Consider the following 24715-nt stretch of genomic DNA (forward strand, 5'->3'; position numbering starts at 1 on the left):
CGGACCATGAGTCGTGCAACTTCTTCCACCCTGGCTCAGCGCCTGGCGCCGTGGGCCCTGCCGGTACTGCTGCTGGCAGCCTGGCAGTTGGCGGTCAGCGCGGGCTGGCTGTCGACCCGCATCCTGCCGGCACCCAGCGCGGTGGTCAGCGCGGGTGTCGAGCTGGTGCGCAGCGGCGAGATCTGGACCCACCTGGCTATCAGTGGCTGGCGTGCCGGGCTTGGTTTCGTCATTGGCGGCAGCATCGGCCTGGTGCTGGGCTTTATCACTGGCCTGTCGAACTGGGGCGAACGCCTGCTCGACAGCTCGGTGCAGATGATCCGCAACGTGCCGCACCTGGCGCTGATCCCACTGGTGATCCTGTGGTTCGGTATCGACGAGTCGGCAAAGATCTTCCTGGTCGCCCTGGGCACGCTGTTTCCGATCTACCTCAACACCTACCACGGTATCCGCAACGTTGACCCGGCGCTGGTGGAGATGGCGCGCAGCTATGGCCTGTCCGGTTTCGGCCTGTTCCGGCAGGTGATCTTGCCCGGTGCGCTGCCCTCGATTCTGGTCGGCGTGCGCTTTGCCCTGGGCTTCATGTGGCTGACCCTGATCGTGGCAGAAACCATTTCGGCCAATGCCGGCATCGGTTACCTGGCGATGAACGCCCGTGAGTTCCTGCAGACCGACGTGGTGGTTTTGGCCATCGTTCTGTACGCCGTGCTTGGCAAGTTGGCCGACCTCGCCGCCCGCGGCCTGGAGCGTGTCTGGCTGCGTTGGCACCCGGCTTATCAAGTTGCCAGGAAGGAGGGCGCATGACCGTGCTCAAGGAACAACCGCCACGCCTGCTGCGTGGCATCCCCCTGGCATCCAACGGCCTGCGCAAGACCTTTGGCCAGCGTGAAGTGCTCAAAGGCATCGACCTGCACATCCCGGCCGGCCAGTTCGTCGCCATCGTCGGCCGCAGCGGCTGCGGCAAGAGCACCTTGTTGCGCTTGCTGGCCGGGCTCGACCAGCCAAGCGCCGGTGAGCTGCTGGCCGGCGCCGCGCCGTTGGCCGAAGCCCGCGAGGAAACGCGGCTGATGTTCCAGGACGCTCGGTTGCTGCCGTGGAAGAAGGTGATCGACAACGTCGGCCTGGGCCTGTCTGGCAACTGGCGCCCGCGTGCGCTGGACGCATTGGAGGCGGTTGGCCTGGCTGACCGCGCCAATGAATGGCCGGCGGCACTTTCCGGTGGCCAGAAGCAGCGTGTAGCGCTGGCCCGGGCACTGATCCACCAGCCTCGCCTGTTGCTGCTCGATGAGCCGCTGGGTGCCCTGGATGCGCTGACCCGTATCGAGATGCAGCAACTGATCGAACGCCTCTGGCGTCAGCACGGTTTTACCGTGTTGCTGGTTACCCACGATGTCAGCGAAGCGGTTGCCGTGGCTGACCGGGTGATTTTGATCGAAGACGGCGAGGTCGGGCTCGACCTCACTGTTGACCTGGCCCGGCCAAGGGCGCGGGGTTCGCACCGCCTGGCGGCGCTGGAAAGCGAAGTGCTCAACCGTGTTCTGTCGGTACCGGGCACTGCGCCCGAGCCGGACCCTGTAGCCCCTTTGCCCACGCAACTGCGTTGGGCGCACTGAATGACCCACTTACCTCACTGAAGCCAAAGAGAAGGAATCAAGCCATGACTATCAAAGCCATCAACGTCCGCAACCAGTTCAAAGGCACCGTGAAAGAAATCCTCGAAGGCCCGGTACTGTCGGAAATCGACGTACAGACTGCCTCCGGCATCGTCACTTCGGTGATCACCACCCGCTCGGTCAAAGAGTTGGAGCTGCAGGTGGGCAGTGAAGTGATCGCGTTCGTCAAATCCACCGAAGTGTCCATCGCCAAGCTGTAATGGCAGTGGCGGCGCTGTGCGACCCAGTCGCGGGCTTGATCCGCGAATGGGCCGCCAGGCGGCCCGTACCCTTCAGCCCTAAGCGGGTCGCAACCCGCCAAACAGTTTGTTGGCCTGGCTTTCCGTGAGGGCGCCGCGCCAGGCGCCCGCGCCCAGATTGCGTTCGTGGGCAAGCTTGATGTGACCGGCCTCGAGCCGTGCAAAGCCTTGTGCTGGCCTGCGCTTGAAGTGGAAGTGCGCATACCACAGAGGGTTGCTAGTGGCCGCATCGTCGATGCGGTACTCCTCCAGATACTCGATAGGTTGGCCCTGCCTGTTCTTGGCCGGCTCCAGCACGCGTGACCAACCGATCCGCACCTCACCTTGGCTTTGCAGGTAATCCAGATGACCAGGCTCAGGGCGCTGTGTGGCTTTGGTCTGGTCGATGCGCAATTGCCGACCCACCCTGCGCAGTTCGCCTGCAGCCTGTTCGACACTGCCTGTAAGCTGGCGCTGAGCCTCGGTCAGCGCGCTCCCTCCCCGGCGGGCGATGTCCCGCGCCAGATCCTCCAGCGTCGTGGCATAACCAATGGCCAGGTCTTGCAGGCTGGCAGGGGCCATGTTCAGGGCCTTGTACTGCTGTAGCTTGGCTTGCTGCGCGGCGACATTGCCCAATCGTTTGCGCGCGGCGGCCACCAGTACCATCAGGTCGGCTGCGGCCGCGGCAGGCTGCACACTTCTGGGTTGCCACAAGTTATCGGCGGTACGGGTGAAGGTGATGTGTGTTTCCTGGTTCAGTCTGTTGCTGACCTGCATCTGCGGCTGGCCGTCGATGGTGATCTCACTGCCTATCAACAACTGTTGGTCCACGGTTTCGAACAGACGGGGCCTGCTCGGCCCGCGATGACGGTTTGGCTTTCGCGTGATGGGGGCTGAGGCGTCGATGCCTGCCTCGACTTCGGCGATCAGTTGGGCCAGCGAATGGCGCATTCGCTGGGTGCTTTGCGGTGTGATGTAATCAGGGAAGTCGTCCTGCCAACTGGTCATGTAGTTGCCAAAGCGCTGATAGCGGTCTTTGAGCTGGCGCAGGAAACGGTGCTCCTGGGTGCGGCTCAGGCCCGCAGTCGCCAGATCTTGATGGCTGAACAACAGGCTCCTCAGGTCGGTGATTTCCTGCCTCACCTGACGTTGCATCAACAGGTAGTCATAGCTTGCCCGGCTTGGCAGCGGGACGATGTGGCTCAGTTCGATGGCCAGTCTTACGGTTCGGTACTCATGAGGGTGCATCGGCATCTGCAGTCTATCGAGTGTTTGTTGGTAAACGGTGAGCTCATTGCCGCGCAGTTTTTGGGTGACCCTTGCCACTCGATGGAATTCGTCTTCCAGCTTGCCGAGTGTGTGGCAGAAGCGCTCCTGAGCACCCCTCATCTGCCGCAGGAGCTCAAAGGAGTTGTCGCTGGCTTGTTCGAGCTGCTTGATCCGGGTGTATTCATCCTGCATCCGCAGATTGAGTTGTACGATCAAGCTGGGGTGCTGCCTGCCCAGGTTATAGGCCATTTGGTTGTGCATGCCTTGGTAGTGGCGACCCAGCTGTGGCTTGATTCTGTGCAGTCGCTCCAGGCTTTGCTCATGAAATGTCACGAAGGCTTCCAATTGCTCGATGGACTCCTGAAGCGCCTGCCTGATGGCGGGCAACGGCGCCGGTGTGCCTTGAGGGCCATTGGGGCCAACTCCGCGTGCGGTGTTCCAGGCCGAGACTTTTTCGGTGAGACGGGCTTGGTGTGCAACGCGGCCATTTTCGATGTCTTGCACCACCTGCCTAGGCGATAGCAACGCGGGCTGCCGGCCAAGGTAGCCGCGCAGGTGCTGCCAGCCCTGCTGGTACAGCCTGCCGAGGTAGGCGCCACCGCCTGCCAGCCCACCGTCGACGATACGCCCGCTCAGGCTGCCGTGGGGCTGCCAGGAGCCCAGCTCGTCGAGCTTCACAGGCTGCTTGTAGCTGCGTGCTGCGCTGCCCTTGAGGCGCCAGGTGCGATAGGTCGCGTCCCACTCGACCTGATAGTGCAGCCCCTGGCTGACGATGAAGTCGTTGCCGGTCTCGGCATGCCGGTTGACACCCTTGCCGTGAACCTCGGGGTGGTCGCGCCAGTGGCCCGAGGGCGCTTCGGTTTCATAACCGCTGAAGGGGTCGGTGCGCCCCCGGCGGGTCACGGTGGTGGGCCGCAACCCTTCGAGGCGCTGGCGCAAGTGGGTGCGGGTGCGTGCAAGTGCAGTGGACGAGCGCGACACAGAGGCGGCAGGCACCACATCGAAGAGCGCATCGACCAACGACAGGAACACGCTGTTCAGGTGCTCGACCCCCTCGCCAGGGTCACCCCGCAGAAATGCCTCGACGCTGGCATTGGCGGCGCTCCAGCCATCGTAGAGGGCAATCGCGGTACCTACGCCGGGCACGAAGCCCAGCGCCAGTTTGAGGTAGTCGTATACCCGCCCGTGGCGCATCGCCTCGCTTTCCAGGTACAGGTCGACCTGGCTGCGCGACGAGGCGCGGTGTTCGAGGATCAGCCGGCCCATCTGCAGGTTGGCTCGCACCTGGGCGATCGGCTCTGAACGGGCATTACCCACGCCGATGAAACCGGTGAACCGCTTGAGCAGCGCCTGGTTGATATAGGACAGGTGCGTGCGTGTGTCGCCTTCCAGCGGGCGGCTGGCGAGGTAGGTGCGCATGGCCTCGTCGATGGCCATGTCCTCCAGCGCCTGGCATGCCTGCTCGCTGTTTTCGTACTGGCTGATGACCTTGCCGTTGGGGGCGTCGGGTAGCAACAGCAGGCACGGCCCGCTCGCTGGTTTGAGCAGGAAGATGCCGGAAAGCGTCACGCGGTCGCTGCTACCGTCCGCAGCTACGCCAGGCCGCAGGTCGAGTGCGTGGTGATCGATGGTGCGGGTAAGCGTGGTGCCCTGCTGTTCGCGGCAGAACAGCTCGAATACCTCCATGCCGTATGCATCCAGGGTATCGGGCCGGCTCAACAGCAGGATCTTCAACTGGTGCTCGAAGGGCCTGCGGAGCGTTTCCTGGCGCCATTGTGCCTGCCAGTCGGATTGCTCCGCGTTGCCCTTGAAGGTATCGCGTATCTGCTGCTCGTAGGCGCCAGCCACATCCAGTGTCTGCACCAGGTTGGCAATGTAGCTGTGGTTGAGCTTTTGTTGCAGGTCAGGCGTCGCCGTCGTGTCTTCGATTACGATGTTGGCGTTGGCCAGGCGCAAGGTCAGGTCGTCGTCCAATGCCCACAGCAGAAATTGCTCGAGGGGCACGTGGCTACGTTCGGCACTGAACGTCGTGACCTCTTTGTAGGCATTGGCGAAGCCGGACTCCGGCAGCGGAATACGCTGCTTGCCTGTGCGGTCGGCGATGTCCAGGGTGACTTGGGGCAGCGTCGTCAGGCCGAGTGACTGGCGCAGGTGCCCGTTCATCAGGTTGCGTGAAAACGCCCCGCGCTCAGGCAGGTCCCTCGCCAGTAAACCGCTGGCAGCCAGCATGCTGACGCGCAATGCGTCGAACTGCGCCGCCAGTGTCTCGCGCTGGGGCGCATCAAGGTGGCTCAGTGAATGCAGGCGGGTGTGCAGGTTGGCAGTGCGGTTACGCTCGGCCAGCCGTTCGAACGCCTGGATCCTGGCGGCGTTGTTGCTGGCGCCCAGTTTCCAGCGCAGTTGCAGGCGCGAGGAGGGGGCGGCCTGGGTCAGCAGGGCCAGGTGGGTCGAGGCCAGGTAATCGAAAGCGTGGGTGGTGATGGGTTCGCTGATCAGGGCTGGAGTGTGCTCGCCGCTGTCGATCAGCTCAAGGAGCGCATCGATGTCCTGCGGCCAGACGCTTTCCAGCAGTACTTCTGGCCAGGCGCCCTGCAACGTGTTCAGCAGTCGTTCGGCCAGCTGGGCCTGGTCCGGATAACAGGCCAGGCCACCGTCGTGCCCGGGTTTGTAGAGCAGCAAGGCGCTGTCTGCTTCACCCGTGGCGTCCTGGGGTATCGCCCGGAGGGTGATGAAGCCCGTCAGGGCCCAACTGCGAGGGCCCACCACCAGTTTCAGAGCGCTGGGCACGACCTGCCGTTGCAGGCTGGGGTTTGGCCGCTCCACCAGTTGGCGAACCCATTGCAGGCGAGATTCGCTCAGGTCCCCCAAGTGTTGTTGGAACTCGGCCTCCAGCAGCAAGGCCTTTGCAAAGTGCTGGCTGAGATGTTCGAACCTGCTGTTTTCGCCGTACATTTGCCCCCAGCTTTCCGGCGTGGGCGACTCGGGAAGCGCAGCCAGCACTTGTTGCAGTATGGCGTCCTGGGCATCGAGCTTCGCTTGCTGGGCCTGCAGCTCCGCCAGGCGTGCAGAGCCTGGCCCGGTATCGCTCCCCAGGTAGGCGGCCAGCAGCTGTTCCTGGCGGTCGATGCGCTGCTTGCGCCAGCCGAGCGGCAAGCGTTCGTCGAGTGAATCGAAATGCACCTCGTCCTCCGCCAACGCTTCATCGGCACTGACCAGCCGAGTCAGCTCCTCGCTCAATGCGTCGGGCAGCTCGACCTGCAGTTGCAGGCCCTGGCCGGTCAGCAGGCTGTTCAGCAGGCCGGCGAAGCCATCACCCGGGAGCGCGATGACGGCGATGAACGTGCTGTCGCTGTCGCTGGCCAGCGCGGTGGGCGGGGTGCGCCACAGGCGGTCCCGATGCTCGTGGGCCCACTGCAGCAGGGCCGCTTCGCTGTGGAAGGCGCGTACCGGGTTGTGGCCGTCGGGCCGGTACAGCAGCCAGGGCTCGTCATCGCCAGGGGGCGTGATCAGTAGCGCAGTGGGGCAGGCCCCTACGGGGATGCCTGGCTGATGCCAGTGCAGTTGCGCATACCGGCTGTTGCTGTCCAGCTGGCCCAGCTTCCAGGCCTTCGTTGCGATTCGGTCAAGCCCGTAGTTGAGCTCCAGCGCGCTCTGGAAATGCGCGTGCAACTGCTGCTCGGCAAAGGCCCTGCGTGCTATCGACTGCCCGGGCATACGTGCGTCCCAGTAGCTGGTGTGCCCAGGCGAAGGCTGCAACTGCGCCTGGTTGAACACGCTATTCAGTGCCTTGACCGCCTGGCGTCGTCGCAGGTCGGCCTTGCCGAGGGCATTACCGCGTCCGGCGATAATCCAGGGGGTGGTGGGCAGGGGCAGGGGGCTGGCGAAGTCGTCCAGGCCGATGGGCGTGGTGTCGGCTGACAAGTCGAAAGATTGAGGCATGGTCGTGATCCACGTTGGCTGAGTGCTGGAGAGGAGCGCCCATTTCAACGTTCGATCGGAGGCGAACTGCGTTACATGTTGCTCGTTCAGTGTGTGTGGCGTTTTCCCAGGAACGGCGGCAGGTAGAGCCCCAGATACGCTTCGAATACCCGCATGCCTTCCTCGGCCATACGCGGGGTGATCTGTTCATGCAGCTGCATGGAGCGGGCATACACCCGGTCGCTCAATTCCATGGCCAAGGCAAACACATCCACATCGGTCGGCATTGTCGGCAGCTGGAAGTGCTGGTCGAACAGCCTGTGCATCAGCTCGCCCAGCTCCATGTCATGCTGGCGGTCAGCCTGCACCACTTCGCTCAGGCCATGCTGGGCAAGGATCAGTTGGCGCGCTGCGGCGTCTTCGTTGTAGATGTCGAGCATGCGCTGCTCGATCAGCCGTGACAGTTGGTGCCAGGTATTGAACGCAGCGCTGTCGATGGGGGCGCTGAGGGCTTCGCGAAAGGCCCGATGCACATCGGCGGTCAACGCCTCGAGCAAGGCGGGCACGCTGGCGAAGAAGTGATACACCGACGAAGGTGGGATTTGTGCCCGTTCGGCAACGCTGTAGATCGACAGCCCCGCGACCCCTTGCTCTGCCAGAAGCTCGCGAGCCGCCGCCAGGATCGCTTCGATCCTGGCCTGGCTGCTGGCGCGCGGCTTGCGAAGGGAGGCGGTGCGGCTCATCAGTTGCTGATCGCCAGGATGCTGGCCTGGTAGGCACCGACGAACAGGTCGAAGTCGCCGACTTCGGTCTGTTCAAGCTCGCTCTGCTTGGCCAGGGACTCGCGGGCGAGCGTTTCGAAGGCCTGCTGGCGTGCGCTGCTCAACGGTTGTTCGCGCAAGCTCTCGGCATGGACACGGCTCTGGCGCAGCGAGAACTGGATAAAGCTCTCGTCGTGTTCGGTCATGCGCGCCAGTACTTGGGCCGATGGGGTCAGCGAAGCGTCGTCGACCTTGGCCTGTTGGGCATCCAGTGCCTTGGCGTGCTCGTCACTGCCGTGTGCCTGGTCGAGCAGGTCGGCCAGCGCGCGAATGCGCGTGATCAGTTCGCCGGCCCACGCCTGCAGACCGATCGGTTGGCCATCGCGCTGCAGTTGCAGGCCAGGACGGCGACCTTCCTTGACCACGGTCAGGAAGTTGCTGGTGCACTGGCCGCACTCGCCGTTGTCCAGTTGCGGGCTTTCTTCAAGCGCGCAGAACAGCAGGAATGCATCGAGGAAACGCGCCTCGGGCAGGTCGATGCCGACGGGCAGGAACGGGTTGATGTCCAGGCAGCGCACTTCGACGTACTGCACGCCACGAGAGGTCAGGGCCTGGATCGGCCGCTCGCCGGTGTAGGTGACGCGCTTGGGGCGGATGTTCGAGTAGTACTCGTTCTCGATCTGCAGGATGTTGGTGTTCAGTTGCACCCACTCGCCATCCACGTGGGTACCGACCTCGACGTAGGGCGGGTAGGGCGTGCCCACCGCCTTGCGCAGGCTGTCGGTGTAGCTGGCCAGGTTGTTGTAGCAGGGTGTGAGGCCGGCCTGGGCGTTGCTCTGGTAACCCAGGTCACTCATGCGCAGGCTGGTGGCGTAGGGCAGGAACAGGGTTTCGGCGTCCAGCTCTTCGAGTTGGTGCGGGCGGCCACGCAGGAAGCCTTTGTCCAGTGTCGGCGAGGCGCCGAACAGGTACATCAGCAGCCAGCTGTAGCGGCGGAAGTTGCGGATCAGCGCGATGTAGGCCGACGACTGATAGTCGCGCGCGTCTTCTTCGCTGCCTTCACTTGCGCGCAGCAAGGGCCACAGCGCCTCTGGCAACGAGAAGTTGTAATGGATGCCCGCGATGCACTGCATGGTGCGGCCGTAGCGCAGGGCCAGGCCTTTGCGGTACACGTGCTTGAGCTTGCCGATGTTGGAGCTGCCGTATTCGGCGATCGGGATGTCTTCCTCGGCCGGCAACGCACAGGGCATCGACGGGCTCCACAGGTATTCGTCACCCAGCTTGGTGTAGACGAAGCGGTGGATCTCTTCGAGGTTCTCCAACACCTGGGCCGGGTCTGCGAGGGCCGGGGTGATGAACTCCAGCAGCGACTCGGAATAATCGGTAGTGATCTGCTCATTGGTCAGCGCCGAACCCAACGCTTCCGGGTGCGGGGTCTGGGCCAGGCGACCTTCATCGGTCACGCGCAGGCATTCTCGCTCAATACCGTGCAGGCACTGCTTGAGCAGGGGAAGATTGGCGCCGAGCAGGCTCAGGCGGCGGTTGAGGAGGTCGCTCAAGATGGATTCCTTCACGCGTCAGTCGCCCCAATATGGGGGTGGAGATAACGGTCTACAAGGGTAGGGAGAAAGGAACTGGCGTTGTCGCCTGGTTTACGCGGTTCCAGCAGTGCCAGCGCACTGCTGAAAATACCGCAGATAGTGCTTGGTGAGCTAGAGAACCGCGAAGGTTCCTTGCGCTTTGGCCACCAGCTTGTCGCCTTGGACTACGTCGGCGTCGACCACCAGTGTGCGCCGCCCGGCGTGCAATACGCGGGCGCTGCACACGACCTCGCCGTCGCTGACGGCGCGCATGTAGTTGATCTTGCATTCGATGGTGACGCTTTGCTGGTCGAAGCCATGGCTGGCCGAGCAGGCCAGGCCCATGGCGATGTCCACCAGGCTGAAGATCGCCCCACCGTGCAGTTTCTGCCCCCTGTTGCGCAATTGCGGCGCAAGCGCCAGGGCCACTTCGGCAACGCCGGTGTCCAGGCGTTGCAGGCGGCAGCCGAGCAACTGGCTGAAGGCGCTTTCGACGTATTCGCGCGGGACGTCCATCACTTCTTCTTCAGTTGCTTGGCGTTGGCGAACAACGAGGCCATGGCATTGTTGGCCGGGGCTGCGGTGGTGGTTTCACGCGGGCGTGGCGCCTGCTGCTGGCGATTGCCACCGTTGCCACGGCCGCCACCCCGGTTGCCTTCGACCTTCTCGCCCGGGGTATCGCCCATGCGCATGGACAGGCCGACACGCTTGCGCGGGATGTCCACTTCCATGACCTTGACCTTGACCACGTCGCCGGCCTTGACCGCTTCACGCGGGTCCTTGACGAACTTTTCCGACAGCGCCGAGATGTGCACCAGGCCGTCCTGATGCACGCCAATGTCGACGAAGGCGCCGAAGTTGGTGACGTTGGTGACCACGCCTTCGAGGATCATGCCGGGCTCCAGGTCCTTGAGGTCTTCGACGCCGTCCTGGAAGGTCGCGGTCTTGAACTCAGGGCGTGGGTCGCGGCCGGGCTTGTCCAGCTCCTGGAGAATGTCGGTGACGGTCGGCAGGCCGAAGGTCTCGTCGGTGAACTTCTTCGGGTCGAGGCGCTTGAGAAAGCTGCTGTCGCCGATCAGCGAGCGGATATCGCGGTCGGTGCCGGCGGCGATGCGCTGCACCAGCGGGTAGGCTTCCGGGTGCACGGCAGAGGCGTCGAGCGGGTTGTCACCGTTCATTACACGAAGGAAGCCGGCGGCCTGTTCGAAGGTTTTTTCACCCAGGCGGCTGACCTTTTTCAGCGCTGCGCGGGTGGCGAACGGGCCGTTGGCGTCTCGGTGCGCCACGATGTTCTGCGCCAAGGTTGCGTTGAGGCCCGAGATACGGGTCAGCAGCGCCACCGAGGCGGTATTGACGTCCACCCCCACGGCGTTCACGCAGTCCTCGACCACCGCGTCCAGGCCGCGGGCCAACTTGAGCTGGGACACGTCATGCTGGTACTGGCCGACGCCGATGGATTTCGGGTCGATCTTCACCAGTTCGGCCAACGGGTCCTGCAGGCGGCGGGCGATGGAAACAGCGCCGCGGATCGACACGTCCAGGTCCGGGAATTCGCGGGCGGCCAGTTCCGAGGCCGAGTACACCGAAGCGCCAGCCTCGGAGACCATGACCTTGGTGACCTTCAGGGCCGGGTATTTCTTGACCAGTTCGGCCACCAGCTTGTCGCTCTCGCGGCTGGCGGTGCCGTTGCCGATTGCTACCAGCTCCACCGAGTGCTTGGCGCACAGGGCGGCCAGCACGGAGAGGGTGCGGTCCCAGTCGTTTCGCGGTGCGTGCGGGTAGACGGTGGCGGTGTCCAGCAGCTTGCCGGTGGCATCGACCACGGCGATCTTGCAGCCGGTGCGCAGGCCCGGGTCCAGGCCCAGGGTGGCGCGCGGCCCGGCCGGGGCGGCCAGCAACAGGTCGTGCAGGTTGTGGGCGAAGACGTTGATCGCCTCACCCTCGGCGTTGTCGCGCAGCTCACCGAACAGGTCGGTTTCCAGGTGGGTGTACAGCTTGACCTTCCAGGTCCAGCGCACCACCTCGGCCAGCCACTTGTCGGCCGGGCGGCTGCGGTTTTCCAGGCCGAAGTGGCCGCCGATCATGACTTCGCACGGGTGCAGGGTGCCGGGCAGTTCTTCGCCGACCTTCAACGAGGCACTGAGGATGCCTTCGTTGCGCCCGCGGAAAATCGCCAGGGCACGGTGCGACGGGGCGCTGCGCAGCAGTTCGTCATGGGCGAAGTAGTCGCGGAACTTGGCGCCTTCTTCTTCCTTGCCGGCCACCACGCGGGCGCTGAGCACCGCCTCCTGCTTGAGGAAGTTGCGCAGCTTGTCGAGCAGGGCGGCGTCTTCGGCGAAGCGCTCCATGAGGATGTATTTGGCGCCCTCCAGGGCCGCCTTGACATCGGCCACGCCTTTTTCGGCGTCGACGAAGCGTGCCGCTTCGGTTTCCGGGGCCAGCTGCGGGTCGTTGAACAGGCCGTCGGCCAGCTCGCCAAGGCCGGCTTCCAGGGCGATCTGGCCCTTGGTGCGGCGCTTTTGCTTGTACGGCAGGTAGAGGTCTTCGAGGCGGGTCTTGGTGTCGGCCAACTTGATCTCGCGGGCCAGCTCCGGGGTCAGTTTGCCCTGTTCCTCGATGCTGGACAGGATGCTGGCGCGGCGCTCGTCGAGTTCGCGCAGGTAGCGCAGGCGCTCTTCCAGGTGGCGCAGCTGGGTATCGTCCAGGCTGCCGGTCACTTCCTTGCGGTAACGGGCGATGAAGGGCACGGTCGAGCCTTCGTCCAACAGGCCCACGGCCGCTTCGACCTGTTGTGGGCGTACGCCCAGTTCCTCGGCGATACGGCTGTTGATGCTGTCCATGTAAACCACCTGACAATTGTGAATACGGGGGCCGCGCGCGGGCTCGGAGCCTGACGGCGCTGGATGAAAGCCGCGCATTATACCCATCGTGATCGGCTTGCGGTGATGGCGCCAAGCCAGCCCGAGAGGCCCGGAACTGGCGCTGGGGGAAAAATCTGCTAACAATGCTCACGGCACGCGTTGCAATGGCTACGCCATAATGCGCGGCGATACCAGAGGAGTTATTCATGACCGGCACTGCAAACACCGCTGAAGGTGACAAGATTCTCATCGTCGACGACGATCCCGGGCTGAGCAGCCTGCTGGAACGTTTCTTCACCAGCAAGGGCTACCGTGCCCGCGCGGTGCCCAATACCGAGCAGATGGACCGCCTGCTGTCGCGTGAGGTCTTCAACCTGGTCGTGCTCGACCTGATGCTGCCTGGCGAGGACGGCCTGACCGCGTGCAGGCGCCTGCGCCAGTCGAACAACCAGATCCCGATCATCATGCTCACCGCCAAGGGCGACGAGCTCAGCCGCATCAAGGGGCTGGAGCTGGGCGCCGACGATTACCTGGGTAAGCCGTTCAACCCCGACGAGCTGATGGCCCGGGTCAAGGCCGTGCTGCGCCGCCAGGCGCCGAGTGTGCCCGGCGCCCCGGGCAGCGAGGACGAATCGGTCACCTTCGGTGATTACGAGCTGTCCCTGGCTACCCGCGAGCTCAAACGCGGCGACGAAGTGCACATGCTCACCACCGGTGAGTTCGCCGTGCTCAAGGCGCTGGTCATGCATGCGCGTGAACCGCTGACCCGCGACAAGCTGATGAACCTGGCCCGTGGCCGTGAATGGGACGCCCTGGAGCGCTCCATCGACGTACAGATCTCGCGCCTGCGCCGCATGATCGAGCCGGACCCGTCCAAGCCACGTTATATCCAGACGGTCTGGGGCGTGGGCTACGTCTTCGTACCAGACGGAAACTCCGGCAAATGATGCCTTGCCGTCGATGAAAACGCCGCTGTGGTTTCCGCAAAGCTTCTTCGCCCGCACGCTGTGGCTGGTGCTGATCGTCGTCCTGTTTTCCAAGGCGCTGACCCTCGTTTATCTGCTGATGAACGAGGATGTGCTGGTCGACCGTCAGTACAGCCATGGTGTGGCACTGACCTTGCGCGCCTATTGGGCTGCCGATGAAGAAAACCGCGACAAGATCGCCGAAGCCGCAGGGCTGATCCGGGTGACCGGCTCTGGGGTACCCGAAGGCGAGCAACACTGGCCTTACAGCGAGATTTACCAGCGGCAGATGCAGGCCGAGCTGGGCGAAGACACCGAGGTACGTCTGCGCATCCACGCGCCACCGGCGTTGTGGGTCAATGCGCCGAGCCTCGGCCCTGGCTGGCTCAAGGTGCCGTTGTACCCGCATCCGCTGCGTGGGCAGAAGATCTGGAACGTGCTCGGCTGGTTCCTGGCCATCGGCCTGCTGTCCACCGCGTCGGCCTGGATTTTCGTACGCCAGCTGAACCAGCCGCTCAAGCGCTTGGTGTTCGCCGCCCGGCAACTGGGCCAGGGGCGTAGCGTGCGCTTGCCGATCAGCGACACTCCCAGCGAAATGACCGAGGTGTACCGCGCGTTCAACCAGATGGCCGAGGATGTCGAGCAGGCAGGGCGTGAGCGTGAGTTGATGCTGGCAGGGGTTTCCCACGACCTGCGTACACCGCTGACGCGGCTGCGCCTGTCGCTTTCGCTGTTGGACAGCGACAACGACTTGAGCGATGACATGGTCCGCGACATCGAGGACATGGACGCGATTCTCGACCAGTTCCTGGCGTTCATCCGCGATGGCCGTGACGAGCCGGTGGAGGAGGTCGACCTGGCCGACCTGGTGCGCGAAGTGGTGGCGCCGTACAACCAGCCGCACGAGCGGGTACGCCTGTGCCTTGAGCCGATACCGCCGTTCCCGCTGCGCCGGGTTTCGCTCAAGCGCATGCTGGGCAACCTGATCGGCAACGCCTTGCACCATGCCGGCAAAGGGGTCGAAGTGGCCGCCTATGTTTCGGGCGACGAGAGCGCGCCTTACGTGGTGCTCAGCGTGCTGGACCGGGGCACGGGGATCGACGAGTCGGAGCTGGAGACCATCTTCAACCCGTTCATTCGTGGGGACCGCGCCCGGGGTGGCAAGGGCACCGGGTTGGGCCTGGCGATCGTCAAGCGGATCGCGGCCCAGCATGGCGGCAATGTCGAGCTGCGCAATCGGTCCGGTGGCGGGATCGAGGCGCGGGTGAGGTTGCCGTTGGGGCTTTTGCTGCCGCGTAATGCCGTGTGATTGCCGGGGCCGCTTTGCGGCCCATCGCGACACAAGGCCGCTCCTACAAGGGTTACGCGATCCCCTGTAGGAGCGGCCTTGTGTCGCGATGGGCTGCAAAGCAGCCCCGAATCTCAGCCCTTACCCTTGGTCCGGGTCTGATTCGGCCCGCCGTTCTTCTCCAGGTGTTCGATGATCATCCCGGCCACGTTCTTGCCGGTGGTCACCTCGATCCCCTCCAGCCCCGGCGACGAGTTCACCTCCATCACCAACGGCCCGTGGTTGGAGCGCAGAATGTCTACCCCCGCCACGCTCAAACCCATCACCTTGGCCGCACGAATAGCGGTGATGCGCTCTTCAGGCGTGATTTTGATCAGGCTGGCGACCCCACCCCGGTGCAGGTTGGAGCGAAACTCCCCAGGCTTGGCCTGACGCTTCATCGAGGCAATCACCTTGTCGCCCACCACGAAGCAGCGAATGTCGGCACCGCCGGCCTCCTTGATGTATTCCTGCACCATGATGTTCTGCTTCAGGCCCATGAAGGCTTCGATCACCGACTCGGCCGCCTGGGTAGTCTCGCACAGCACCACGCCGATGCCCTGGGTGCCTTCGAGCACCTTGATCACCAGGGGGGCGCCATTGACCATCTGGATCAAGTCCGGGATGTCGTCGGGCGAGTGGGCGAAGCCGGTGATCGGCAGGCCGATGCCGCGCCGCGACAGCAACTGCAGCGAGCGCAGCTTGTCGCGCGAGCGGGCGATGGCCACCGACTCGTTGAGCGGGTACACGCCCATCATTTCGAACTGGCGCAATACCGCGCACCCGTAAAAGGTGACCGAGGCACCGATGCGCGGGATTACCGCATCGAAGCCTTCCAGCGGCTTGCCCCGGTAGTGGATCTGCGGCTTGTGGCTGGCGATGTTCATGTAGGCCCGCAGGGTATCGATCACCACCATTTCGTGGCCACGCTGGGTACCGGCTTCGACCAGGCGGCGGGTGGAATACAGACGCGGATTGCGCGACAGCACAGCGATCTTCATGCAGCACCTGTGACAGGGGAAAGGGTGGCCGGAAAGGCCGGTTTGTCTTGTACGTACTTCAGGCCAGGGTTGACCACCAGTTGGCCGTGAATAAGTGCCTTGGAGCCGAGCAGCAGGCGGTAGCGCATGTCCTTGCGGCAAGCCAGGGTGAACTCCACTTCCCATACAGCATCGCCCAATGCCAGCGAAGTGCGGATCACATAACGGGCCTGGGCATGGCCGTTGGAGCTCTTGATAGTCTTCATGGTCACCAGCGGGGCTTCGCAACGGCGGTGGCGCAACTGAACCACCGAGCCCAGGTGCGCGGTAAAACGGACCCACGGCTGGCCGTCACGCTCGAATGGTTCCACCTCGGTGGCGTGCAGGCTTGAGGTGCTGGCCCCGGTGTCGATCTTGGCGCGCAGCCCGGCCAGCCCGAGGTCGGGCAGGGCCACCCACTCGCGCAGGCCGATCACAGTCAAATGGTCAAATGTCTTCACGAAGCGCACCCAGGCGATAAGGTGGTGAACTGTAAGCACGGCGTGGACTTTTTGCATCCGCAAGATACGGTAGTACAGTTCGATGAAAGACTGAATTCGAGGTAACGGGATGGCACACAAGGCGGAAGAAGACGACAAGGTTCGCCTGGACAAATGGCTGTGGGCGGCGCGGTTCTACAAGACCCGAGCGCTGGCCAAGGCGGCGATCGAGAGTGGCAAGGTGCATTGCCGGGGCGAGCGCTGCAAGCCAGGCAAGGAGCCGAGGGTAGGCGATGAGTTCGTCCTGCGTACCGGGTTCGACGAGCGTACGGTCGTGGTCAAGGCGCTGTCGGTAGTGCGCCGTGGGGCGCCGGAGGCGCAGGCGCTGTACGCCGAAACCGAAGAGAGCGTGCGGCGCCGTGAACAGGCTGCCGAGCTGCGCAAGGCCGGTGCGATGGGTGTGACCACCGACGGCCGGCCTAACAAGAAACAGCGGCGGCAGATTCATCAGCTGCACGGCAGCTTCGAGTGAACGGGGCCGCATTGCGGCCCCAAGCATCAGCGAACCACAGCCAACCGCCCGACCAACGGCAGCTTGGCTGCCAACCGGAACAGCGGCGCCGTCCAGCGCATCAATGCCGCACTGCCCTTGGCCGCCAACGGTGTATAGCAGCTCCACCCCAACGCCAGTATCGCCATCAGCAACCCGCCGATGTAGTCATCCTGGCCCCAATGGGCGCCTGCCACCAAACGCGGCAGCATGAACACCACCGCCAGCCCCCAGACCACCAGGTAGTGCACCAGGCGCCGGCTGAACAGGCTCATGAACAACGCCCAGATCAGCAACACCGAGGCGTGATCACCCGGGAAGCTCTTGCTGGAGCGGTCCTTGAGTTCCCAGGCAGCCTCCAGGTTCGGGTAGTAGTCACTGAGGTGCACGACGTCATCGAAGATCATCGACGGGCTCTTGTGTTGCCATCCAGCGGCATCGACCCACTTGGAAAACAGCGCGCGAATCACCACTAATAGAACCAGGGTGACCAAAAAGCCGAAAAAGGCCTCACGCACCTGGCAGGCTTTGAACACCCAGTTGCCACGGATCAGCACTGCCAGCAGGATCAACCCGACCACGATGTCGAACGGGCGCAGGCTGCCAAGGGTCCAGATGTAGCGCCAGGCGGTGTTGTCGGCCAGCGGCGCATTGAGGCTGTGAAACAGCCATTCGTCGAAAGTCAGGCACAGGATCTGGCCAATAGGCCATAACCAGAAACACAGTAGAGCGATGGGCAGCAGCGTGCAGGCTGCCAAGGGTCCCAAGGACCACCTTGCTTGGAACAGTGGTCGATTGTCCATAAGATACCTCTATTGCCAACAGGAATCGGAGCGCCTTGTGAGCGCTCTGTCACGGGCTTCGCAAGTGTTTCGAAATCCCGTGTAACCATTTTGTCATCATTTTTAGATAGCCAGAACCTATGAGCGAATTGCCGGATACCGATTTCACCCAACGCTTCATCTTCGACGACCGCGATATCCGCGGTGAGTGGGTGGGGCTCGACCGCAGCTATGCCGAAGTGCTGGCGCGTCACCCGTACCCCCAACCTGTGGCCGCGCTGCTCGGTGAGCTGATGGCTGCCACCGCATTGCTGGTGGGCGCGCTGAAGTTCGATGGCCTGCTGATCCTGCAGGCACGTTCCCAGGGGCCGATCCCGCTGCTGATGGTGGAATGCTCCGGTGATCGCGAGATTCGCGGCGTTGCCCGTTACGAGGCGGACCAGATCGGCGCAGAGGCGACCTTGGCCCAGCTGATGCCCGACGGCCACCTGACCCTGACCATCGACCCGGTCAAAGGCCAGCGTTACCAGGGTACCGTCGACCTGGATGGCGCCAACCTGTCGGAATGCTTCACCAACTACTTCGTTCAGTCGCAGCAGCTCAATACCCGTTTCTGGCTTGATGCCAAGGACGGCAAGGCGCGCGGCCTGCTGTTGCAACAGTTGCCGGTAGACCGCCAGCGCGACGAAGAAGAGCGCGCCGAGAGCTGGCAGCATGTAACGGCCCTCGCCAGCACGCTCAAAGCCGAAGAGTGGGTGCTGGACAACGAAACCCTGCTGCACCGCCTCTACCATGAAGACGCCGTGCGCCTGTTCGATATCGAGCCGCTGCGCTTCCACTGCAGTTGCTCGCGCGAGCGCTCCGGCAATGCGCTGGTTAGCCTCGGCCAGCACGACGCCGAGCAGTTGGTCGAAGAGTGCGGTGGCAAGGTGGAAATCGATTGCCAGTTCTGCAACGAGCGCTATTTCTTCGATGCAAGCGATGTCGCGCAACTGTTTGCCGGTGGCGGGACAGACACGGCGTCAGAAACTCGGCACTGAAACGATTAACTACAGGGAATTCTGCTGTCGAATTGCGCAAAAGCGCAGTAACGACAGGAGGGGCCTACTTTTTTTGGGCGTTTCTGGCATAATCCGGCCACTTTTTTCGCTGTAGTAGTTTTTTACAGACAACTACAAAACGTTTGGAGCACTCGGCCTCGGGCCGGATGGGGTATCTCATGACGCAAGCCAACAACACCGTGTACACCGACCTGAGCGTCGATAAGCTGGTAGAAGAAGCGCTGCAACGCGGTGAGGGCGTGCTGGCCGATACTGGCGCACTGGTGGTCGAGACCGGTCACCGCACTGGCCGTTCGCCGGCTGACCGTTTCATCGTCGAAGAACCTTCCACCCAGGCTGCCATCTCCTGGGGCCCGATCAACCGCAAGTTCCCGGCCGACAAGTTCGATGCCCTGTGGGACCGCGTCGAGGCGTTCAACAACGCCCAGGATCACTTCGTTTCCTACGTTCACGTAGGTGCGGCCGCCGAGCACTACCTGCCGGTGAAGATGACCACCCAGACTGCCTGGCAGAACCTGTTCGGCCGTTGCCTGTTCATCAACCCTGAGCAGTTCAACCCGGCTGGTCGTGACCAGTGGCAGATCCTCAACGTCGCCAACTTCGTTTGCGAGCCTGAGCGTGACGGCACCAACTCCGACGGCTGCGTGATCATCAACTTCGCCCAGAAGAAGGTGCTGATCGCTGGCATGCGTTACGCCGGTGAAATGAAGAAAGCCATGTTCTCGGTGCAGAACTTCCTGCTGCCGGCTGCCGACGTGCTGCCAATGCACTGCGCTGCCAACATCGGCGAAGAAGGCGATGTGACCCTGTTCTTCGGCCTGTCCGGCACTGGCAAGACCACCCTGTCGGCCGACGAAAGCCGTTACCTGATCGGTGACGACGAGCACGGTTGGGGCGAAGGCGTTGTCTTCAACATGGAAGGCGGTTGCTACGCCAAGTGCATCGACTTGTCCGAGAAGAACGAGCCGGTCATCTGGAAAGCCATCAAGCATGGTGCAGTGCTGGAAAACGTCGTGCTCGACGCCAACAAGCACGCCGACTACACCGACGTCAGCCTGACCCAGAACAGCCGTGCGGCCTACCCGCTGGAGCACGTTGCCAAGCGTTCCGAAGCGAACCTGGGCGGCGAGCCTAACGCGGTCATCTTCCTGACCTGCGACCTGACCGGCGTTCTGCCTCCGGTTTCGATCCTGAACAACGAACAGGCTGCCTACCACTTCCTGTCCGGTTACACCGCGCTGGTCGGTTCCACCGAAATGGGTTCGGGCGGCGGCATCAAGTCGACCTTCTCCACCTGCTTCGGCGCGCCGTTCTTCCCGCGCCCGGCTGGCGAGTACGCTGAGCTGCTGATCAAGCGCATCAACGGCTTCAACTCCAAGGTCTACCTGGTCAACACCGGCTGGACCGGTGGTGGCTACGGCGTTGGCAAGCGCTTCAGCATCCCGACCACCCGCGCGGTGATCGCTGCGATCCAGAGCGGCGCGCTGGTAGGTGCCGACACCGAGCACCTGGACATCATCAACCTGGACGTGCCAAAAACCGTTCCGGGCGTTGATACCGAGCTGCTCAACCCGCGCACCAACTGGGCTGACAAAGCTGCCTACGACGAGGCCGCCAAAGGCCTGGCCAAGCTGTTCATCGAAAACTTCAAGAAGTTCGAAGTTTCCGACGCCATCAAGGCTGCTGGCCCACAGCTGTAAGCTGTCGTTAGCTGTAAAGAAAAGCCGCCTGAGATGGCGGCTTTTTTGTGCCTGATGCTTTTGCACGATTACTAATGGCCTTTTCGCGGGCTGCCCGCAAAAAGGACGTAAAGACATCCTCCAGTCTGGATTTTCTGTTTCACTGTTAGCATCCATTGCGACCTCGCGAGACAGACAGATGACCGAAGCCCCACAGCGCAGTGCATTCGCCCACTTCCATCCCATCCTCACCCGCCCCCAGGACAACGACCTGAACGGCCACATCGCCGGTGCCACCGTGCATGGCTTTTTCGAAACCGCCATCCAGGCCTTCCTCGTCGAGCAAGCTGAGCTGGACCTGCGTGAAGGTGCTCTGGCCGCGTTCGTGGTCAGTTCGGCTGCGGACTTTTTCGCGCTGCCGGGTTTTCCGGATGTGCTTGAGGTGGGCCTGGGGGTGACGCGGTTGGCCGGCAGTACCGTGGAATACCGGTTGGCGCTGTATCGCCCTGGCGAAAGGGATGCGTGTGCGGCGGGGACGGTGGTGCAGGTGTTCATCGAGCGCTCAAGCGGCCGGCCTGTGCCGCTGCCTGAGGCACTGCAGGCCATTCTCAGCGGCCTTCAGCTCGCCCCGCAGGCATAAAAAAGCCCCGCCGGGCGGGGCGGGGCTTTTGCTGCCAGGGCCAAGCCCTCAGGCATCAGTGGCGCCAGTGGCGCTTGTGCTTGCGGTGGCCGTAATGGTTGCCACGGTCATAGTGACGACGGTCGTCGTAGCTACGGCGGTAGCGGCGATCGTCATGGCGTTCGTCGTCGTCGGCCTTGTTGCCCATGTAGTTACCCAGCGCGCCACCGGCACCGCCGCCGGCTGCCGCACCAATATAGCTACCGGTGGTGCCGCCCACCGAGCGACCAACCACGTTGCCGCCTGCGGCGCCCAGCGCGCCACCGATGGCGGCCTCGCCACGCTGGCGTTTATCGGCACCCAGGGCGCCGCCGGCTGCGCCGCCCAGGCCGGCACCAATAGCGCCGCCCGTGCTACCACCGATGGAGTTGCCCACTACGGAGCCGAGTACCCCACCCAATGCGCCGCCAATGCCGGCCTCGGTATTGCCACCGGCCATGGCAACGCCGCTGAGCAAGCTGAAAGACAACAACAGAATCGAGGAGTACTTCTTCATCAAGAGAGCCTCATAAGGATGACGAGGCGAATTTGAGGCTCTGGAGGGCGGCTGGCAATTGAAATCCGACGAGTAGCACGAGTTGTACACAATTCTCTAAGTTACTGTTTTCTAGGTGAAACTTTATTGTTTTTTGGCTGTCAGAGTTACTTATGACAAAGCCCTGAACCGTTACGGAACAGGGCTTTTTCGTTTTTGCCGTAAGCCTTTCGAGCGCTACAGAATACGCCCGTCGTCCCGCGCACGTTCCAGCTTGATGGCAATGAATTTGGACGTCGGCGTATGGCTGCCATCGCCAATGCTCTCCAACGGCACCAGCGGGTTCACCTCTGGATAATAGGCCGCCGCCTGCCCGGCCGGAATATCGAAGGCCAGCAAGGTGAAGCCGTGCACACGGCGCACATGCTCATCCCCCCACAACGAGACGATGTCGACCTTCTGCCCCGGCTGGAAGCCAAGGCGGATGATGTCGGCCTCGTTGACGAACAGCACCTCACGCTGGCCGCGCACGCCTCGGTAGCGGTCATCCAGGCCATAGATGGTGGTGTTGTACTGATCGTGCGAACGCATCGACTGCATGACCAGGTCTGGCAATTGGCCGCTGGCCCGCACGCGCTCATCAAGCAAGGTGTCCGGCAGCAAGTTGGCCTTGAAATTGGCGCGCCCGGTGCTGGTCTGCCATTCGCGGTTGGCGGCGCTGTTGCCCAGGTAGAAGCCACCCGGCTCGCGCAGGCGCTGGTTGAAGCCGCTGAACCCGGCAATGGTGTCGCCGATCAGGTCGCGGATGCGGTCGTAGTCGGCGACCAGCCAGTGCCAGTCGACCGGCTGCTTGCCCAGGGTGGCGGCAGCGATACCGGCAACCACCGCAGGCTCCGAGCGCATCTGCGTCGTCAGCGGCTTCAACTGGCCGTTGGAGGCATGGACCATGCTGAACGAGTCTTCCACGGTCACCGCCTGTGGCCCGTCGGCCTGCAGGTCGATATCGGTACGGCCCAGGCACGGCAGGATCAGTGCCTGCTTGCCGTGCACCAGGTGGCTGCGGTTGAGTTTGGTGCTGATGTGCACGGTCAGCTCGCAGTTGCGCAGCGCCTGCGCGGTACGCGCGGTGTCTGGCGTGGCCTGGGCGAAGTTGCCGCCCAAGCCGATGAACACCTTGGCACGGCCGTCGAGCATGGCGTGGATGGCTTCGACGGTGTTGTGGCCATTGTGCCGCGGCATGGGGAAGTTGAAGCGCTTCTCGAGGGCGTCGAGCAGTGCCAGCGGCGGGCGCTCGTTGATACCCATGGTGCGGTCGCCCTGCACGTTGCTGTGGCCACGCACCGGGCACAGGCCGGCGCCTGGCGCGCCGATGTTGCCGCGCAGCATCTGCAGGTTGACGATTTCCTGGATGGTCGGCACCGAATGGCGATGCTGGGTGATGCCCATCGCCCAGCACATGATCACCCGCTTGCCACGGCAATACATGCGCGCGGCCAGCTCGATGTCGGCCAGGGCCAGGCCGGATTGCGTCTGGATATGCGCCCACGGCGTGGCATCGACCACTGCCAGGTAGTCATCGACGCCGTGACCGTGCTCGGCGATGAAAGCATGGTCGAACACAGCAGGTTCGCCGTTGGCCTGGGCCTCACGTTCCCACTGCAGGACGAACTTGGCCATGCCGCGCAGCAGCGCCATATCGCCACCAAGGGCCGGGCGGAAGAACGCGGTGTTGGTCGGCCGGTCGCTGTTGGTCAACATCTCCAGCGGGTTCTGCGGGTGCTGGAAACGCTCCAGGCCACGCTCTTTCAGCGGGTTGACGCACACCACCTGGGCGCCGCGTTTCACCGCATCGCGCAGCGGGTCGAGCATGCGTGGGTGGTTGGTGCCCGGGTTCTGGCCCCAGACGAAGATCGCATCGGCATGCTCGAAGTCGTCGTAGGTGACCGTGCCCTTGCCGACGCCGACGCTTTGCCCCAGGGCCACGCCGCTGGCTTCGTGGCACATGTTCGAGCAATCGGGGAAGTTGTTGGTGCCGTAGGCCCGCACGAACAGCTGGTAGAGGTAGGCGGCTTCGTTGCTGGCCCGGCCCGAGGTGTAGAACTCGGCCTGGTCAGGGGTGGCCAGGTTGTTCAGTTCGCGGGCGATCAGGGCAAAGGCGGCATCCCAACTGATGGGCTGGTAGCGGTCCTGTTGTGCGTCGTAGACCATCGGTTCGGTCAGGCGCCCCTGGTACTCCAGCCAGTAATCGCTCTGCTCGCGCAGCGCGCTGACGCTGTAGCGGGCGAAAAAGGCGGCGTCCACGCGGCGCTTGGTGGCTTCCCAGTTGACCGCCTTGGCGCCGTTCTCGCAGAACTTGACCATGCCGCTTTCCGGCGAATCGCCCCAGGCGCAGCCGGGGCAGTCGAAGCCGCCGTTCTGGTTGGTCTTGAGCAGCGCGCGGATGTTCTTCAGCGCGTTATCGCTGCCGACCCAAGCCTTGGCCACGCTGCGCAACGCACCCCAGCCTCCGGCGGGGCCGTGGTAGGGCTTGTAGCGAGGGGGGGCGGCTGGGGCGTTGTCAGGGAGGGGCTGGTACGAGGTCACGGCTGTTACGACTCCGCCGCTGGGCTGTAGACCCGCGGTGCACTGTGTTTGGGCAAGTGAATGAGGTTGAGGTTGTGCTTGCGCGCCCATTGCAGGGCCAGGCCGGTGGGTGCCGAGAGGCTGACCAGGGTCTGGATGCCGGCACGCAGCACCTTCTGGATCAGCTCCAGGCTGCAGCGGCTGGTGACGATGGCCAGGCCGCCGGTGCTGTCGATGCCTTGGCGCAGCAGGGCTCCGATCAGTTTGTCGAGGGCGTTGTGCCGGCCGATGTCTTCGCGGCCGAGCAGCAGTTCGCCGTTACGGTCCATGAACAGTGCCGCATGCACCGCGCCGCAATGCTGGCCGAGCGGCTGGAAGGCGTCGATACGCCCACGCAGGCCTGCCAGCCAGTGCGCAGGCGGCAAGGGCGCACCGGGCAGTTCGGCCAGCTCGGGCAGTGCCTGCTCGAGTGCTTCGACCCCGCACAGGCCGCAGCCGCTAGTGCCGGCCAGCTGGCGGCGCTGGTTCTTCAGGTTCCAGAAGGCCCGGCTGGAGATTTCCAGGTCGGCGTACAGGGCCGACCCGGTGCCGGACAGCTTGAGGTCATAGATCTCGTGGGGGCCTTCGACAAGCCCGGCGCCGACGCTGAAGCCGACGGCAAAGTCTTCAAGGTCGGTAGGGCTGACTAGCATCACCGCTTGGTTGAGGCCGTTGTAGGCAATGGCCAAGGCCACTTCTTCGGCCAGGGGCGTGCTGGCGCGCTCGGCGTCGCCGAGCTGGGCATAATCGTAGGTGTTGCTGGCGGCGGGCAAGGCCAAAGGCGATGAGGCCGCGCAGACCGGAGGTTTGCTGTTCATCGGGGCTGGCTACCGGCGGCGATTTGATAGCCCAAGCCT

General features: G+C 63.6%; 20 protein-coding genes. 9 read left to right on the top strand and 11 right to left on the bottom strand.

Annotated features, from left to right (window positions below; genetic code table 11):
* Positions 1–6 precede the first annotated feature (6 nt).
* From ssuC to LJX93_RS01090, 3 genes are read left to right on the top strand one after another with little or no spacing between them, the layout of a single operon-like run.
* On the top strand, positions 7–804 hold the full coding sequence (ssuC, locus tag LJX93_RS01080) for an aliphatic sulfonate ABC transporter permease SsuC (RefSeq protein ID WP_033703241.1): 798 nt from the start codon (positions 7–9) through the stop codon (positions 802–804).
* Entirely contained in the window at positions 801–1613 is an 813-nt protein-coding gene (gene ssuB / locus LJX93_RS01085; protein WP_227696659.1) for an aliphatic sulfonates ABC transporter ATP-binding protein, read from the top strand. The genes ssuC and ssuB overlap by 4 nt, the downstream gene beginning before the upstream one ends.
* A 44-nt stretch (positions 1614–1657) precedes the next feature.
* On the top strand, positions 1658–1873 hold the full coding sequence (locus tag LJX93_RS01090) for a TOBE domain-containing protein (RefSeq protein ID WP_008095172.1): 216 nt from the start codon (positions 1658–1660) through the stop codon (positions 1871–1873).
* Positions 1874–1951: 78 nt separating this feature from the next.
* On the opposite strand, the gene LJX93_RS01095 is transcribed toward LJX93_RS01090, so the two are convergent.
* From LJX93_RS01095 to LJX93_RS01115, 5 genes are all read right to left on the bottom strand, one after another.
* Positions 1952–7099, bottom strand: coding sequence for a dermonecrotic toxin domain-containing protein (locus tag LJX93_RS01095; RefSeq protein ID WP_227696660.1), 5148 nt, complete (start codon positions 7097–7099; stop codon positions 1952–1954).
* Between the two features lie 86 nt (positions 7100–7185).
* Positions 7186–7821, bottom strand: coding sequence for a TetR/AcrR family transcriptional regulator (locus LJX93_RS01100; protein WP_095064969.1), 636 nt, complete (start codon positions 7819–7821; stop codon positions 7186–7188).
* Positions 7821–9398: a glutamate--cysteine ligase gene (gene gshA / locus LJX93_RS01105; RefSeq protein ID WP_227696661.1), complete on the bottom strand. Its 1578-nt coding sequence runs from the start codon at positions 9396–9398 to the stop codon at positions 7821–7823. The genes LJX93_RS01100 and gshA overlap by 1 nt, the downstream gene beginning before the upstream one ends.
* 153 nt (positions 9399–9551) lie before the next feature.
* Entirely contained in the window at positions 9552–9935 is a 384-nt protein-coding gene (locus LJX93_RS01110) for a PaaI family thioesterase (RefSeq protein ID WP_186660445.1), read from the bottom strand.
* A complete protein-coding gene (locus LJX93_RS01115) occupies positions 9935–12259 on the bottom strand; it encodes a Tex family protein (protein WP_033703236.1) in 2325 nt (774 codons plus the stop codon). The genes LJX93_RS01110 and LJX93_RS01115 overlap by 1 nt, the downstream gene beginning before the upstream one ends.
* Before the next feature lie 227 nt (positions 12260–12486).
* Here LJX93_RS01115 and ompR point away from each other — a divergent pair, with 227 nt between their 5' ends.
* The gene (ompR, locus tag LJX93_RS01120; protein ID WP_227696662.1) at positions 12487–13227 is read left to right on the top strand and encodes a two-component system response regulator OmpR; all 741 of its coding nucleotides are present in this window, start codon (positions 12487–12489) and stop codon (positions 13225–13227) included.
* Between the two features lie 13 nt (positions 13228–13240).
* Entirely contained in the window at positions 13241–14554 is a 1314-nt protein-coding gene (locus LJX93_RS01125; protein WP_033703234.1) for an ATP-binding protein, read from the top strand.
* A gap of 113 nt (positions 14555–14667) precedes the next feature.
* Here the strand turns inward: LJX93_RS01125 and rimK are convergent, their stop codons facing one another.
* Both rimK and LJX93_RS01135 read right to left on the bottom strand, forming a co-directional pair.
* A complete protein-coding gene (gene rimK / locus LJX93_RS01130; protein WP_012316721.1) occupies positions 14668–15573 on the bottom strand; it encodes a 30S ribosomal protein S6--L-glutamate ligase in 906 nt (301 codons plus the stop codon).
* Positions 15570–15986, bottom strand: coding sequence for an ATP-dependent zinc protease (locus LJX93_RS01135; RefSeq protein ID WP_414004136.1), 417 nt, complete (start codon positions 15984–15986; stop codon positions 15570–15572). The genes rimK and LJX93_RS01135 overlap by 4 nt, the downstream gene beginning before the upstream one ends.
* A gap of 175 nt (positions 15987–16161) precedes the next feature.
* Here LJX93_RS01135 and LJX93_RS01140 point away from each other — a divergent pair, with 175 nt between their 5' ends.
* On the top strand, positions 16162–16563 hold the full coding sequence (locus LJX93_RS01140) for an RNA-binding S4 domain-containing protein (protein ID WP_047582909.1): 402 nt from the start codon (positions 16162–16164) through the stop codon (positions 16561–16563).
* Positions 16564–16589: 26 nt separating this feature from the next.
* Here the strand turns inward: LJX93_RS01140 and LJX93_RS01145 are convergent, their stop codons facing one another.
* Positions 16590–17384 carry a phosphatase PAP2 family protein gene (locus tag LJX93_RS01145; protein ID WP_033703232.1) on the bottom strand — a complete coding sequence of 265 codons (795 nt, stop codon included), beginning with the start codon at positions 17382–17384 and terminating at the stop codon, positions 16590–16592.
* A 119-nt stretch (positions 17385–17503) separates the two neighbouring features.
* Between LJX93_RS01145 and hslO the strand changes: the two genes are divergently transcribed.
* From hslO to LJX93_RS01160, 3 genes are all read left to right on the top strand, one after another.
* Positions 17504–18403 (top strand): Hsp33 family molecular chaperone HslO, encoded by a 900-nt coding sequence (hslO, locus tag LJX93_RS01150; protein WP_033703231.1) that lies wholly within the window; start codon positions 17504–17506, stop codon positions 18401–18403.
* A 179-nt stretch (positions 18404–18582) separates the two neighbouring features.
* Complete coding sequence (locus LJX93_RS01155; protein ID WP_033703229.1) at positions 18583–20124, top strand: phosphoenolpyruvate carboxykinase; 1542 nt, start codon at positions 18583–18585, stop codon at positions 20122–20124.
* Between the two features lie 178 nt (positions 20125–20302).
* Positions 20303–20743, top strand: a complete 441-nt coding sequence (locus LJX93_RS01160; protein ID WP_033703228.1) for an acyl-CoA thioesterase — start codon at positions 20303–20305, stop codon at positions 20741–20743.
* Between the two features lie 55 nt (positions 20744–20798).
* Here LJX93_RS01160 and LJX93_RS01165 read toward each other — a convergent pair whose 3' ends face one another.
* From LJX93_RS01165 to fdhD, 3 genes are all read right to left on the bottom strand, one after another.
* Entirely contained in the window at positions 20799–21278 is a 480-nt protein-coding gene (locus tag LJX93_RS01165) for a glycine zipper domain-containing protein (protein WP_033703227.1), read from the bottom strand.
* 216 nt (positions 21279–21494) lie between these two features.
* Positions 21495–23840 (bottom strand): FdhF/YdeP family oxidoreductase, encoded by a 2346-nt coding sequence (locus tag LJX93_RS01170; RefSeq protein ID WP_227696663.1) that lies wholly within the window; start codon positions 23838–23840, stop codon positions 21495–21497.
* Positions 23841–23845: 5 nt separating this feature from the next.
* The gene (gene fdhD, locus LJX93_RS01175; RefSeq protein ID WP_227696665.1) at positions 23846–24676 is read right to left on the bottom strand and encodes a formate dehydrogenase accessory sulfurtransferase FdhD; all 831 of its coding nucleotides are present in this window, start codon (positions 24674–24676) and stop codon (positions 23846–23848) included.
* Positions 24677–24715: the final 39 nt, after the last annotated feature.

Source organism: Pseudomonas sp. HN2-3 (genome assembly GCF_020691745.1).
Taxonomy (GTDB): Bacteria; Pseudomonadota; Gammaproteobacteria; order Pseudomonadales; family Pseudomonadaceae; genus Aquipseudomonas; species Aquipseudomonas capeferrum.